Raw genomic sequence first — 14,721 nt, forward strand, 5'->3', positions numbered from 1 at the left:
TTAGTTATATTCAAAATTTTCAACGCTCTCAAAACGTTCTATTGTGGTTCCTACGGATTTTACTGCACCGTTTTCTAATAAAATTCTATGCTCAATACAGTTAGGTAATTGCGATTCAAAGTGGCCAACATAGATTAATGTTGTTCCATTTTTGCACAATTCATCTACCAGTCTGTTAAAATGTTTTGTTTGTTGCTGGTCTAAACCCTGACAAGGCTCATCCAGTATCAATAGTTCCGGGTTTTTTACAATCGTTCTGGCTAACAACGCCAGTCGTTGTTTACCCAAAGGCAGCTCGTTCATCAGCGTGTTCTTGTACTCATCCAAGCCGAAATAGCTGATCAATTCATCTGTCTGTGCTTTTTTCGAATATCCTGGATCACAGAACAAGCCCGAGCTATCATAAAATCCTGAAACAATACTTTGCCATACGGTTGCCGAAGGATCAAAATACCAATGCAACTCCGGTGATATTAAGCCAATACGCTCTTTAATCTCCCAGATGCTCTCGCCACTACCTCTTTTATTTCCAAACAAATGGAAATTATTGGCATATGCCTGAGGGTGATCACCACAAATTAAGCTCAACAAAGTTGATTTGCCTGAACCATTATGGCCTTGCAGTACCCATTTTTCTCCAGTCTTAACTTCCCAATTGATGTTTTTTAACACGTGTTTTTCACCATAGCTAATGTTTACATCAATCATTCTGATGATTTCTGAGTAAGAAGGGGTAGGAGCTGCTTCCGTTAAAAATGTTGGAACTGCTTTATCAGATACCTCTATTTCATTCCAGCTGCGTTCATCAGCTGAAACTTCAACTAACTTACCTTCCTTAATTTCCGCATTGCGATTGATGCAAGAAGGTAATTCTGTTTCATTGCTGATTAAAATCAACTGTGTTCCAGCATTAGAAACTTCTTCCAATAAGGTGTTTAAATTTTTACGTGAAAGGGTATCCAAGCCATTGTAGGGAAGATCTAATATTAATAACTGTGGCTTTAACCATAAGGCTTTAACCAACTGTAATTTTTTATGTTCTCCGCTGGATAATTGGATAAGGGTGGAATCTTTTAATTCCGAAAAACCTAAGGCAGCTAAAATGCTTTCCACTTCGTTAAGCTGAAGGGCGTGTTTCTTGCCAAAGCTTTCCAACTCTGCTTTTACAGTGGCTGTGGTTTCGGCCGACTGCTTATTGTAACGTTGCTGGTAATAGAAATTAGATTGTCCTTCTAAATCTTTAAACTGAAACCAGTTTGCTACATAATGTACTGTTGCCGGTAAATCGCTGTCTGGATTAAACGCAATTTCAATATTACCGTAACTATGGGGAAGACCTGCAATAGCCTTCGCCAATGAAGTTTTGCCACTTCCACTTGTGCCACATATTAACCAATGCTCATACCTGTTTATTGTCCAGTTCAAACCTTGAAACACAGGTTTGTGCTGGTACTTTAAGCTGAGATTGGCGATATGGACGACGGGTTTTGACATTTTGTTTTTTTATAAGTCGCTGCATCTATTAATAATGCAGCGACTTTATTTTAATAATTATGCTGTTTTGATTGTTTTCATTGCGGTCATTGCTTTTCTTAATTCAGCACCAACAACTTCAACCTGATGTGAACGAAGTACTTCATTTATTGCAATCAGTGTTCTGTTGTCAACACCACCATCTTTACCTTCATTAAAGTTTTTACCTACTAAATCAGTATCAACTTTAGTCATGAAGTCAGCCAATAATGGTTTACAAGCCTGATCAAATAAATAGCAACCATATTCTGCAGTATCAGAGATCACACGGTTCATTTCGAATAATTTCTTACGCGCAATGGTGTTAGCGATCAATGGAGTTTCGTGTAACGACTCATAGTAAGCAGACTCAGGTTTGATACCTGCCTGTACCATAGTTTCGAACGCCAATTCAACACCAGCTCTCACAAAAGCTACCATTAAAGTGTAGTTGTCGAAGTATTCTTGCTCAGCAATTTTAACGTCACCGGCAGGAGTTTTCTCAAAAGCAGTTTCACCTGTTTCTGCGCGCCATGCCAATAAGTTTTTATCACCATTTGCCCAGTCTGCCATCATCGTGCTGCTAAACTCACCACTCATGATATCATCCTGATGTTTTTGGAACAACGGACGCATGATGTCTTTCAATTCTTCAGAAATCTCAAAAGCTTTAACTTTTGCAGGATTGCTCAATCTGTCCATCATGCCGCTTACACCACCATGTTTAAGGGCTTCAGTAATTACCTCAACACCATATTGAACCAATTTAGAAGCGTAACCAGCATCAATTCCTTTTTCAACCATTTTATCGAAAGAAAGGATAGAGCCTGTTTGCAATAATCCGCAAAGGATAGTTTGCTCGCCCATTAAATCAGATTTTACTTCAGCAACAAAAGATGATTTTAAAACACCAGCTCTGTGGCCACCAGTTCCAACACAGTAAGCTTTAGCTTGTGCTAAACCTTTCCCATCAGGATCATTTTCAGGGTGTACAGCAATTAGGGTAGGTACACCAAATCCTCTTACGTATTCAGCTCTTACTTCACTACCAGGGCATTTTGGCGCAACCATGATTACGGTAATGTCCTTACGGATCTGCATGCCTTCTTCAACAATGTTGAAACCATGAGAATATAATAAAGTAGCGCCTTTTTTCATCAAAGGCATCACTGCATTTACAACTGAAGTATGTTGTTTATCAGGAGTAAGGTTAATCACAACATCAGCATTTGGAATTAATTCTTCATAAGTGCCTACAGTAAAGTTGTTTTCTGTAGCATTTTTCCATGAATCTCTTTTGCCTTCAATAGCCTCCTTACGCAGAGCATAAGAAACATCTAAACCACTATCTCTTAAGTTTAAACCCTGGTTAAGGCCTTGTGCACCGCAACCAACAATTACCAGTTTTTTTCCTTTCAAGACATTTACGCCGTCCAGAAATTCAGCGCTATCCATGAAATCGCAAACGCCTAATTGGTTAAGTTGTTCTCTAAGAGGTAATGTGTTAAAATAATTTGACATCTTTTTTATAGTTTTTTGATTATTTAAGGTTCTTTTATTTATTGTTATTGATCACTTTTTTAAGTGTCGATGCAATTCCATAATGCAAGGCATCATGTACTACAAAGAATTGAACAGCCTCAGCATTACTTTTTACTTCTACACCGTAAGCGGTCGTGAAAGCATTGTAGTCCAGAAACTTGTTATTCTTCAAGTCTTCCTCGAGCTGATCGATAGTACTGCGCATCAATTCCTTTAGTGTGTTTATTTCTTCGGCATCAATAAACTTTTCAGGTTTGGTTCCTTTTGTGTAAGGCAATATATATTGCTTGTCAATTACAGGCTGAACATTTGCCAGTCGGTAGCATAAACCTTGCTGACTAGAAACGATATGTCCGAAGTTCCAGATGATGTTGTTGTTAAAACCTGCCGGAATTTCGTTCAGTTCTTCAACAGTTGATGTTTCGATCAGCTTGATGAAGTTTTCTCTCGTTTGTCTTGTAATATTTAAAAGGTATTCCATCTTAAAAGTGTTACATGCTAAATACATTCTTTTCTTTATCCAGGTATTCGTTTTCAATGACATCATGTCCCGGATCTTTGCGCTCAAACTCTCTGAGTTTAGCGTTAAATCCTTCACTGTCTTTGATGATCGCTACCCTTGCACTTCTGACAAATTCAATCAATCCGTAAGGCTGTAAAACTTCAATCAGTTTATCCGTTTCTTCTCTGTGCCCAGTAGCTTCAAACACGGTATAATCTTTACGGATCACTACCGCACGAGCACCATACTCGCGAAGCAATCGCTCTACTGGAGCACGTTCTGCAACGATATCGGTCGGTACTTTGTAAAGCGCAAGTTCCTGCCAGATGATATCCTCATTGGTATTGTAGTATACTTTCAATACTTCAATTTGTTTTTCTATCTGACGGCAAAGTTTACGTACCACTTCTTCTGTTTCGTGTATCACGATGTTGAAGCGGTGAATGTGTTCAATCTCAGAAGGAGAGGTGTTTAGGCTTTCTATATTTATTTTTCTTCTCGAAAATATAATGGCAATACGATTCAATATACCAATCTGATTTTCAGTGTATGCGGTTATCGTAAATTCCTGTTTTCCGGTTAATTCTGTATCCTGGCTCATGATCTTTAATTATTTAAGTCTGATTTCACTTACACTGCTACCTTGAGGAACCATCGGGAATACGTTGTGCTCCTGGGCAACCATTACTTCTAAAAGGTATGAACCTTTGTGGTTAAGCATATCTGTTAATGCACCAACCAGTTCATCACGTTCAGAGATCTTTCTTCCGGCGATGTAATACGAATCAGCAAGTTTTACAAAATCCGGACTGGTGATGTCAACAAATGAGTAACGCTTATCGTGGAACAATTGCTGCCACTGACGAACCATGCCCAGGAATCTGTTGTTCAAGATCATGATCTTCACGTCAACGCCACTCTGCATAATGGTACCTAACTCTTGTAAGGTCATCTGGAAACCTCCATCACCGATTACAGCAACCACTGTACGGTCTGGAGCACCAAATTTAGCACCAATAGCTGCTGGTAAACCAAAGCCCATTGTTCCTAAACCACCGCTGGTAATGTTGCTTCTGGTGTGGTTAAACTTAGCATAGCGACAAGTCACCATTTGGTGCTGACCAACGTCGGTTACAACAACAGCTTCACCTTTAGTTAACTCATTTAATTGGTTGATTACCTCACCCATAGTTAATTCTCCGGTTCCCGGATGTAACTCATTTTGAATGACAACTTCCTGCTCTGTTTTATCAAAAGCTCTGAATTCTGCTAACCATTCTGGATGTGTTTTTTCTTCTACCAAGGCAGTTAAAAGCGGTAAAGTCTCTTTGCAATCTCCCCAAACAGGAACATCAGCTTTTACGTTTTTATCAATTTCAGCAGGGTCAATATCCAAATGGATCACTTTAGCTTGTTTGGCATACTTATCTAAACGACCGGTTACGCGGTCATCAAAACGCATACCTATGGCAATCAATACATCGCAAGCATTGGTTTGTACGTTAGGACCGTAGTTACCATGCATACCCAACATCCCAACGTTTAATGGATGATCAGTTGCAATCGCACCTGCACCTAAAATTGTCCATGCTGCAGGAATTCCTGTTTTTTCTACGAAGGCTTTAAATTCTTGCTCAGCATATCCAAGCGAAACTCCCTGACCAAATAATATAAAAGGTTTTTTTGCTGAATTGATCAACTCGGCAGCCTTTTGGATATACTCTTTTCTGATCAGTGGTTTTGGACGATAGCTACGAACATGGTCACAAGGGGTATAACCTTCATAGTCGAACATTTGCAACTGGGCATTCTTTGTGATATCGATCAATACCGGACCTGGTCTGCCGCTACGTGCAATATAAAAAGCCTTAGCCAATACACTTGGGATCTCGGTAGCATCAGTAATCTGATAGTTCCATTTGGTTACGGGAGTAGTGATATTGATCACGTCAGTTTCCTGGAAAGCATCAGTTCCTAATAAATGCGCATAAACCTGTCCGGTAATGCAAACCATTGGCGTACTGTCTATCTGAGCATCAGCTAAACCGGTAACCAGGTTCGTTGCTCCGGGACCGCTGGTGGCAAATACAACACCAACTTTTCCTGAGGTACGGGCATAACCCTGACCTGCGTGTGTACCACCTTGTTCGTGGCGCACCAAAATATGTTTTAATTTATCTTTATAATCGTATAACGCATCATAAATAGGCATAATCGCACCGCCTGGGTAACCAAAGATGGTATCGGTACCTTCTGCAATTAATCCTTCCAATAAAGCTACCGAACCCGAAACGTTGATCGTCTTCTTTGGTTCTGTTAAGGTGGTTGTTTCCTCTTGTGCTGTATCCATTGTTTTATTTTTAGGTAATGAGGTTTTTAAATTGGTTTAATCAGTGTAGGCATCAGTAACACAGCCTTCACTGGCATCGCTTACTTGTTTAAGGTATTTGTAGAGTACTCCTTTGGTGACGGGTGGTGGCAACTGTGTCCAAACCGCTCGGCGGGTAGCCAGTTGCTCATCCGTAAGGTGAACATCTATAGAGTTATTCACTGCATCAATGGTGATGACGTCGTCGTCATGTACCAAGGCAATGTTTCCGCCATCCCAAGCTTCAGGTGTGATGTGACCAACTACAAAACCGTGTGTTCCACCAGAGAAACGTCCGTCTGTAATCAATGCTACCGATTTGCCTAAGCCTGCGCCAATAATCAATGAAGTAGGTTTCAACATCTCCGGCATACCAGGCGCTCCTTTAGGACCAACCTGTCTGATTACCACTACATCTCCGCTTTTCACTCTTCCACTCTGGATACCGGCCATAAGAGATTTCTCTCCATCAAATACACGTGCCGGACCGGTGAATTTCTCACCTTCTTTACCACTGATTTTCGCTACAGAACCTTTTGGCGCGAGGTTACCATAAAGCATTTGCAGGTGACCAGTTTCTTTGATCGGGTTTTCTACAGGGAAAATGATTTTTTGAGTATCAAAATCCAGGTCGATTGCTTCTGCAACATTTTCCGCTAAAGTTTTACCGGTAACGGTTAAACAATCACCATGGATCAATCCAACTTTTAATAAATATTTTAATACAGCCGGTACACCACCAATCTCATGCAGATCTTCCATTAAGTAAGTTCCGCTTGGTTTTAAATCGCCTAATACCGGAGTACTATCGCTAACTCTTTGGAAATCTTCCAATTTTAAGCTCAAACCAACTGATTTAGCCATTGCAATTAAGTGCAATACCGCATTGGTAGAACCACCTAATACGATAACGGTTACAATTGCATTGTGAAATGCTTTGTCGGTCATGATATCAGAAGGAAGGATGTTTTTTTCTAACAGAATGCGGATATATTTTCCGGCATCTGTACATTCTTTCTTTTTCTCGTCGCTTGTGGCAGGATAAGAGGAACTGTAAGGTAAACTCATACCCAAAGCCTCAATTGCCGAAGCCATAGTATTTGCAGTATACATACCGCCACATGAACCGGCTCCCGGACAAGCGTTTTTGATTACCCCCTGGAAATCTTCTTCTTCTAAATTACCTGCTAATTTTTGGCCTAAAGCTTCAAAAGCAGATACTATATTTAATGAGGCACCTTTATATTTTCCGGAGTGGATACTTCCACCGTATACCATGATAGACGGGCGGTTTAAACGGCCCATTGCCATGATCGATCCGGGCATGTTTTTATCGCAGCCAGGAACGGTAATCAAACCATCATAATATTGTCCACCACAAATGGTTTCAATAGAATCTGCGATTACATCTCTGGATACCAATGAGTAACGCATGCCGTCTGTACCGTTAGACATACCATCACTTACGCCGATGGTACCAAAGGTTAAACCAACCATATCATTGTTCCAGACACCTTCTTTTACAATTTGAGCCAGATCATTTAAGTGCATATTGCAGGTATTTCCATCATATCCCATGCTGGCAATACCGACCTGCGCTTTATCCATATCTGCTTTGGTCAATCCAATTCCGTACAACATCGCCTGTGCAGCTGGTTGTGTAGGGTCTTGTGTAAAAGTTTTACTGTAACGGTTAATTTCTGGTGTTTGTGACATAATATGTGGTTAGGTCGTTTTTTTTAAGTGTGTTTTATTATATGATTACTTCGTAGTTCTGTTTTTCTAAAACCAGGCATTTATAAGTACGTTGTATAGTTGCACCAATGGTATCTACCCATCTTATTGGGAATTTATATTCATCGATTGAAGCTATTCCGGCAATTTCAGAAGCAGTACCACAGAAAAAGGCACTGTCGGCATGTTTCAAGTCAGTTACCGTTAAATGTTTTTCTATTACTTCAATATCCAGAATCCGGCATAGTTCTATTACGGTAGCACGGGTAATGCCTGGTAAAATGTTTCCTAATGGAGGAGTAAACAATTTTCCATTCTTTTCTATAAATACATTGGCACCAGGAGCTTCTGCAATATTCTGGTTCATGTCCAATAATAATGCTTCATCAAAACCTTTGCTTTTAGCTTCGGTTGTGGCCAATATAGAATTTACATAGTTACCGCTGACTTTAGCCTCTATTTGTGTCGATTTAGGGTTTGGTCTTTCGTAACTTGAAATGCAAACTTTTAACTGTTCATTTCCAAGGTAAGCTCCCCATTCCCATGCGCAGATCATGATGGATGGTTTGGTTCCCCCAATCAGCGACATGTTAGGCGAACAAAAGATTAGCGGTCTGATGTAAGCATTTTTCAAATTGTTTAATTCCAGCAACCTATAGGTTTGTTTGATCAGGTCATTTACATCCCAATTGAAGGGGATATGAACCAATTCGGCCGAACGCTTTAAACGTTCGAAATGTTCACGGGCTTTAAAAACCCTGGTACCATTATGCGTGTTGTATGCTCTTATTCCTTCAAATACAGCATAGCCATAATGTAATGACTGCCCGTAAATATCTGCAGTCGTGTTAGTTGCTTTTTGAAACTGGCCGTTTAAATAAAGCACTGTATTTGAATTGAAATATTGCATTTGGTTCTAGGTATGTTTTGTTAGGTATTTTTCCATTAAAAAAGCGCCACTTTTGGGGGGCGCTTGCGTATATTTTTTTATTAAATACTCATTTACAGCGCCTTATCCTTCTGAAGAATCAGAAGAAGAATAATGTTAATAATGACATTAAATAAGACGGTAATTGAACGGTTCATCTTTCTCTTTATTTGTTGTTGCTTTATAAATCCAATTTAGTAGTTGCTATCTAAAGTTCCAATAGCTGCTGAAAAATAATTGAAAAAAAATATAATTTTGATTTATTTTAAATATACAGATTTTAATTTGCTAAAACCATACTTATTGGTATGTTGATTGGTTGTTGCTATACCAAATATGATTTCGGTATTCGGTATAGGCTTTATGCTTGCATTGTAATTTTGAGTAATTTCTTCCTAAAACTGAGTGAGAGGCTAAAAAACTTGATCAAAATCATGTTTTTATTGGTTATCACATTTATGTTTAAGATGCTGAATTTTTCATTAGTATATATTTTCTTTTTAAAGGTTATGAAGCTATCATAAGCATATTTTTCACGTAGCATTGATTGATTCTTGCGTTCAAGAACTCGCAAGCTCGGTTCATTGCTGTTTGTAAGCGGTATGCTTATGATGGTTTCAGTAGCATACTTCGCAGCTTCTTCGGGCTCAGGATGACGAAGCGCTAAAAAATATCAGCTCATAAAAAAAGCCCTTTGAATTTTCAAAGGGCTTTCAATATTGTATGATAAAATATTAAGCAACCCCTTCGGCCAAAACAATAATTTTGTTTTTTAAGACCTCAACCACACCACCTTTAATAATAAAGGTATTATCGCCGGTTTTGCTTTTAATAATTACGGGGCCATCCTCCAAAGTAGAAATAATAGGAGCATGGTCGTGCAAAATCTGGAACGAGCCCATAGTTCCCGGTACAGTAACCGCAGTTACTTCGCCTTCAAAAACTTTCTTGTCTGGTGTTAATATTTCTAGTGTCATTGTTGTTCGTACTTTGGTATCCTTAATCAGATTTAAGTATTTAGTGTTTATACCTGGTATTTAGGCAATTTGCGGGATGCATTTTGCCTAAATATCAAGTGCTAACAGCTAATTACTAATTAGCTTCAGCTAATAATTTTTTACCTTTTTCGATTGCTTCTTCGATGCTACCTACAAGGTTAAATGCAGCTTCAGGGTATTCATCAACTTCACCATCCATGATCATGTTAAATCCTTTGATAGTATCTTTGATGTCAACCAATACACCTTTTAATCCTGTAAATTGCTCCGCAACGTGGAAAGGTTGAGATAAGAAACGTTGAACACGACGAGCGCGTGATACAACCAATTTATCTTCCTCAGATAACTCGTCCATACCTAAGATGGCGATGATATCCTGAAGTTCTTTATAACGTTGTAAAGTTTCTTTTACGCGTTGAGCAGTATTGTAGTGTTCATCACCTAAAACAGCAGGAGAAAGGATACGTGAAGTAGAATCCAATGGATCTACTGCAGGATAGATACCTAACTCAGCGATTTTACGAGATAATACAGTTGTTGCATCTAAGTGGGCAAATGTTGTTGCCGGAGCCGGGTCAGTTAAATCATCCGCAGGTACATATACAGCTTGAACAGATGTAATTGAACCGCGTTTAGTTGAAGTAATACGCTCTTGCATTAAACCCATCTCAGTTGCCAAAGTTGGCTGGTAACCTACCGCTGAAGGCATACGACCTAATAGTGCCGATACCTCAGAACCTGCCTGAGTGAAACGGAAGATGTTGTCAACGAAGAAAAGGATGTCTTTTCCAGCGCCTTCGCCATCACCATCACGGAAATATTCAGCAACAGTTAATCCTGATAAGGCAACACGTGCACGCGCACCAGGAGGCTCGTTCATTTGACCGAACACCAATGTAGCTTTAGATTCTTTTAATTTATGAGTATCAACTTTACTCAAATCCCATCCACCTTTTTCCATTGAATGTAGGAATTCGTCACCATAGTTGATTACACCTGACTCGATAAACTCACGTAAAAGGTCATTACCTTCACGAGTACGCTCACCAACACCAGCGAATACAGATAAACCAGCATATGCTTTCGCGATGTTGTTTACCAATTCCATAATCAATACGGTTTTACCAACACCCGCACCACCGAACAATCCGATTTTACCACCTTTAGCGTAAGGCTCTAATAAGTCGATTACTTTAATACCTGTAAAAAGTACTTCAGTTTCAGTTGATAGATCCTCAAATCTTGGAGGAGCATTGTGAATTGGTCTACCGTCAGTTTTATCAACTGCGTTGATGCCGTCAATAGCTTCACCAACAACATTGAATAAACGACCTTTAATCTGATCGCCAACAGGCATTTTGATAGGAGCTCCAGTGTCCAATGCTTTCATTCCACGAACTAAACCATCGGTAGAGTCCATAGCGATTGCACGAATGCGGTCTTCACCAAGATGTTGTTGAACTTCTAAAACGACCTTCTGTCCGTTTTCTTTTTCAATCTCTAATGCAGAGAAAATTTGAGGTAAATGAGCATCGTCAGCAAAACTCACGTCAACTACCGGTCCTATAATCTGCGCTATTTTTCCAATGTTAGGCATATATTGTTTTGGGTAAAATTATAAATATCAAATTGTTAAAGGCCCTTTTATAAGCCTACAATTCGGTTTGCAAAGTTAAAATTTTTATACAAGAATTGTATATATAAATAAAAAGTTTTTCAACAGTTTTTTAAATGGTATTTTAGCAGATATAAAAGCAGTGCGAAAATTAACGTTTTACGGGGCTTTATAGTTGTAAATAAAGACATTAACATTCTTATGAGAACAATACTAGTAACAGGCAGCAACGGACTTTTAGGTCAGAAATTAACAGAGCGATTACTGGAAACCAAGCAGTTTAATTTAATAGCTACTTCAAAAGGGGAGAATCGTTATCCTGTTCAGGAGGGTTATACCTACGCTGAAATGGATATTCTTGATCCTGATAATGTGCGTAGTGTTGTTGAAAAATACCAGCCTGATGCTATTATCCACACGGCAGCAATGACCAATGTGGATACTTGCGAAGCGCAAAAGGAATTGGCTTACGAATTAAACGTAACTGCAGTTAAAACATTGGTGTCACTTTGTGAACAACATAACATACAGCTGGTTCACTTGTCTACCGATTTTATATTCGATGGGGCTCATGGTCCGTACGACGAACTGGCAGCTCCTAATCCATTAAGTTATTATGGCGTTACAAAGCTTGAAGCGGAAGAAGTAATTAAAACCTCTAAGTGCCGTTGGGCTATATTACGAACCATTCTGGTGTATGGTATTGTAAGTGATATGAGCCGGAGCAATATTGTATTATGGGCAAAGGGGGCGCTTGAAAAGGGAGATCCGATCAATGTTGTAAATGATCAGTGGCGAATGCCTACCCTGGCCGAAGATTTGGCTGATTGTTGTTTGCTTGCTGTTGAAAAAGGCGCTCATGGTGTTTACAATGTTTCGGGCAAGGATATGATGAGTATTTCAGAATTAGTAGGCCGTGTAGCAGACTTTTGGCACTTGGATAGAAGTCTGACTCATGAGATCAGTTCTGAAAGTTTAAACCAATCTGCAAAAAGGCCGGTTCGTACTGGCTTTATATTAGATAAGACAATTGCTGATCTGGGTTATAATCCTCGTAGTTTTGAAGAAGGCCTGGCGATTGTTGATCAACAATTGAGACTGCGCTTAGCTTAAGTTCAGTTATCCTTAATAGTAAATCCAGCTTAAATGAAAAGCATGTATATGGTAAATCCAGCTTTTTACGGTAAAACATGGACCTGACATGGACTAGACATGGACTTACCATGGACTTGCTATAGGGAGTTATACCGGAATGTGCTGTCTATCATGTTGTTATTGCTTAAATTTAAATGTTTTTTTGACAAATATGATCGTTTTTTTTGTTAAATCTGTTTTCTCTACAAAATCTGTTTTATTTTTTTGGTCTTGAGTAAACTGTCTATAATTATTTAAGTTTGGGAAGATAATTAATAGTACACCTAATAAATATATTGATATGGCCTTACAAGTTGGCGACAAAGCCCCAGATTTTACATTGTTCAATTCAGAGTTGAAAGAAGTTTCATTAGCTGATTATAAAGGAAAGAAACTCGTAGTTCATTTCTTCCCAATGGCTTTTACAGGCGTATGCACAGCACAACTGTGTACAATGAGAGATAGCTTTGGTTATTATGAAGGAATGAATGCACATGTTGTAGGTATTTCTGTGGATTCACCTTTTACTTTGGCAAAATTCAAAGAAGAACAATCGTATCAGTTCCCTTTACTTTCTGATTTTAATAAAGAAACCTCTCAGGCATTTGGTGCTTTTTATGAAGATTTCGTATTTAATCTGAAAGGAGTTTCTAAAAGAGCAGCTTTTGTGATTAATGAAGAAGGAAAAGTTATTCATTCTGAAGTTTTAGATGTAGCGACGGATATGCCTGATTTTGATGCAATTAAACGCTCAGTTGAAGCTTAAACTTAGTTTTGCAAGGTAGGGATTTGAAAAAAAATGAAAATAATATTTGTATATTCAATTTCAAATACTACTTTTGCAGTCCGTTAACGAAACGGAAATGCATTTGTAGCTCAATTGGATAGAGCATCTCACTACGGATGAGAAGGTTTGGGGTTCGAATCCCTACAAGTGCACTTTAGAGGATTCAGTATTATTAGTAATATTGAATCCTCTTTTTTTGTACCATAAATTGCTGGTAATCTGATAGATAAGATTTACGGCTTCATTGATTTTGGGGGTTCGATGGTTTCCGTCGATAAAAGTCCACTTTTCATAAAATATCGAACCCATCATCTGGCGTTTTCCAACAACATCTGCGTTCAGATACATTAAATCTAGTTTTTTTAGGTTTTCGCTGCAAACTTCTCCAGAATATACACGTTAAGTACTTTAAACGCGATTTTATGCAGCGCTACTGCGAAACCAAATCTCATTTGGGAATCTGGAGTGATTGGTAGAGCTCAAGTATCCACTAGAGGTGCAGAATCTGGATCAAAATGAATTTCTATCAATGATCAAGAATGGGTTTTCTAAGCTTTCTCTTTTGTTTTTGATAATCATATTTGCCATATCTGTCCCCATTTTTACGAAGTCACTTGTGATGGTGGTTATTCCCTCGGCAATTACACTTTTTAAAGGAGTCTCATTGTAGGATACCACTCCAATATCTCTTCCTAAACTCCAATTGTTAGATTTTGATTTTTGAATTAAACGGACAAGATCGTTGTCATCCGTAGTAATATAGAGGTCATGTTTCCTGAATTTGAAATTTTCTGTATCCCTTACGACTTCAGTTGACAGTTTGTACTCTTTGACAAAACTTTCGAATCCGGTGATTATTTCGTACGATCTGGAATTACTGGAAAACAAAAGTACAACCCTTTTATACTTTTCTATCCTTATGATATGGGTTTTAAGAAGGTTATAGATGTCTTTCTCATAGTTTTGGCAAACAAACGGGTACTTAGCACCAAAATCTTTCATTCCTGCATCGAGCAGATATAGTTTTTTTTGATCCAGCTGCATTAGTATCCGCTCTGTTTGTTTGTGTATTTCTGGCATAATTACAAAGGTATTGTAATGAGCAGCATGATTACTAATCAGGGTTTCAAAGACTTTAATGTTATGGTGATGAAAATAAATATCCACAGTAGCACTACCCTTTATTTGTTTCACGAATGCATTATATAAGATTTCCCTGTAAGGGTTAAATGTGCTCATCAGCAAAAAAATGTTTTTGTCTGCAGGTAGACTTGATTTCGTGACAAAATATCCTTTTCCTGGTATTGAATCTATGATGCCTGCGTTGCGCAGTTCGCCAAATGCTTTAAATATCGACCCGCGGGCAATTGAAAAATCAGCAGCTATAGAATTCACAGAAGGGAGCATGTCTCCCAATTTCAATTTACCTGATGAAATAGATTCCCGAACAGATTGCATAATCTGTTTATAAATAGGTAAAGAGTTGCTGTTGTTGATTGTGATAACAGAGGTATTACCAGGTATGTTTTCCATTGTTCAGTCTAGATTGTCAATAACAAGCTTTAAGATTATTTTCCAAAGGTAAATGTTGTTTTATGATC

13 protein-coding genes and 1 tRNA gene are annotated in these 14,721 nt (G+C 38.6%); 3 read left to right on the top strand and 11 right to left on the bottom strand.

What is annotated here, in order from left to right:
• The 9 genes from B9A18_RS12060 to atpD form a co-directional block, all read right to left on the bottom strand.
• Positions 1-1,494 carry an ATP-binding cassette domain-containing protein gene (locus B9A18_RS12060; RefSeq protein WP_084289541.1) on the bottom strand — a complete coding sequence of 498 codons (1,494 nt, stop codon included), beginning with the start codon at positions 1,492-1,494 and terminating at the stop codon, positions 1-3.
• Between the two features lie 57 nt (positions 1,495-1,551).
• Complete coding sequence (gene ilvC, locus B9A18_RS12065) at positions 1,552-3,033, bottom strand: ketol-acid reductoisomerase (RefSeq protein WP_084289542.1); 1,482 nt, start codon at positions 3,031-3,033, stop codon at positions 1,552-1,554.
• Positions 3,034-3,067: 34 nt separating this feature from the next.
• Positions 3,068-3,535 (bottom strand): DinB family protein, encoded by a 468-nt coding sequence (locus B9A18_RS12070; RefSeq protein WP_159452651.1) that lies wholly within the window; start codon positions 3,533-3,535, stop codon positions 3,068-3,070.
• A gap of 10 nt (positions 3,536-3,545) precedes the next feature.
• Positions 3,546-4,157, bottom strand: coding sequence for an acetolactate synthase small subunit (gene ilvN / locus B9A18_RS12075; RefSeq protein WP_084289544.1), 612 nt, complete (start codon positions 4,155-4,157; stop codon positions 3,546-3,548).
• Between the two features lie 9 nt (positions 4,158-4,166).
• Positions 4,167-5,906: a biosynthetic-type acetolactate synthase large subunit gene (ilvB, locus tag B9A18_RS12080; RefSeq protein WP_084289545.1), complete on the bottom strand. Its 1,740-nt coding sequence runs from the start codon at positions 5,904-5,906 to the stop codon at positions 4,167-4,169.
• 36 nt (positions 5,907-5,942) lie between these two features.
• The gene (ilvD, locus tag B9A18_RS12085) at positions 5,943-7,640 is read right to left on the bottom strand and encodes a dihydroxy-acid dehydratase (RefSeq protein WP_084289546.1); all 1,698 of its coding nucleotides are present in this window, start codon (positions 7,638-7,640) and stop codon (positions 5,943-5,945) included.
• Between the two features lie 37 nt (positions 7,641-7,677).
• Entirely contained in the window at positions 7,678-8,568 is an 891-nt protein-coding gene (locus B9A18_RS12090) for a branched-chain amino acid transaminase (protein ID WP_084289547.1), read from the bottom strand.
• Positions 8,569-9,320: 752 nt separating this feature from the next.
• A complete protein-coding gene (atpC, locus tag B9A18_RS12100; RefSeq protein ID WP_084289549.1) occupies positions 9,321-9,563 on the bottom strand; it encodes an ATP synthase F1 subunit epsilon in 243 nt (80 codons plus the stop codon).
• A gap of 115 nt (positions 9,564-9,678) precedes the next feature.
• The gene (gene atpD, locus B9A18_RS12105) at positions 9,679-11,181 is read right to left on the bottom strand and encodes a F0F1 ATP synthase subunit beta (RefSeq protein WP_084289550.1); all 1,503 of its coding nucleotides are present in this window, start codon (positions 11,179-11,181) and stop codon (positions 9,679-9,681) included.
• Between the two features lie 219 nt (positions 11,182-11,400).
• Between atpD and B9A18_RS12110 the strand changes: the two genes are divergently transcribed.
• The 3 genes from B9A18_RS12110 to B9A18_RS12120 all read left to right on the top strand — a co-directional run bounded on the left by B9A18_RS12110 (position 11,401) and on the right by B9A18_RS12120 (position 13,272).
• Positions 11,401-12,312 (top strand): SDR family oxidoreductase, encoded by a 912-nt coding sequence (locus B9A18_RS12110; RefSeq protein ID WP_084289551.1) that lies wholly within the window; start codon positions 11,401-11,403, stop codon positions 12,310-12,312.
• Between the two features lie 322 nt (positions 12,313-12,634).
• On the top strand, positions 12,635-13,099 hold the full coding sequence (locus B9A18_RS12115) for a redoxin domain-containing protein (protein WP_084289552.1): 465 nt from the start codon (positions 12,635-12,637) through the stop codon (positions 13,097-13,099).
• A 99-nt stretch (positions 13,100-13,198) separates the two neighbouring features.
• A tRNA-Arg gene (locus B9A18_RS12120) sits at positions 13,199-13,272 on the top strand.
• On the opposite strand, the gene B9A18_RS12125 is transcribed toward B9A18_RS12120, so the two are convergent.
• Together B9A18_RS12125 and B9A18_RS12130 are read right to left on the bottom strand one after the other, a co-directional pair.
• Positions 13,262-13,468 (bottom strand): hypothetical protein, encoded by a 207-nt coding sequence (locus B9A18_RS12125; protein WP_084289553.1) that lies wholly within the window; start codon positions 13,466-13,468, stop codon positions 13,262-13,264. The genes B9A18_RS12120 and B9A18_RS12125 overlap by 11 nt on opposite strands.
• Positions 13,469-13,630: 162 nt before the next feature.
• A complete protein-coding gene (locus tag B9A18_RS12130; protein ID WP_084289554.1) occupies positions 13,631-14,653 on the bottom strand; it encodes a GntR family transcriptional regulator in 1,023 nt (340 codons plus the stop codon).
• Positions 14,654-14,721 lie beyond the last annotated feature (68 nt).

The sequence above is a fragment of the Pedobacter nyackensis genome, from assembly GCF_900176505.1.
Lineage (GTDB): Bacteria > Bacteroidota > Bacteroidia > Sphingobacteriales > Sphingobacteriaceae > Pedobacter > Pedobacter nyackensis.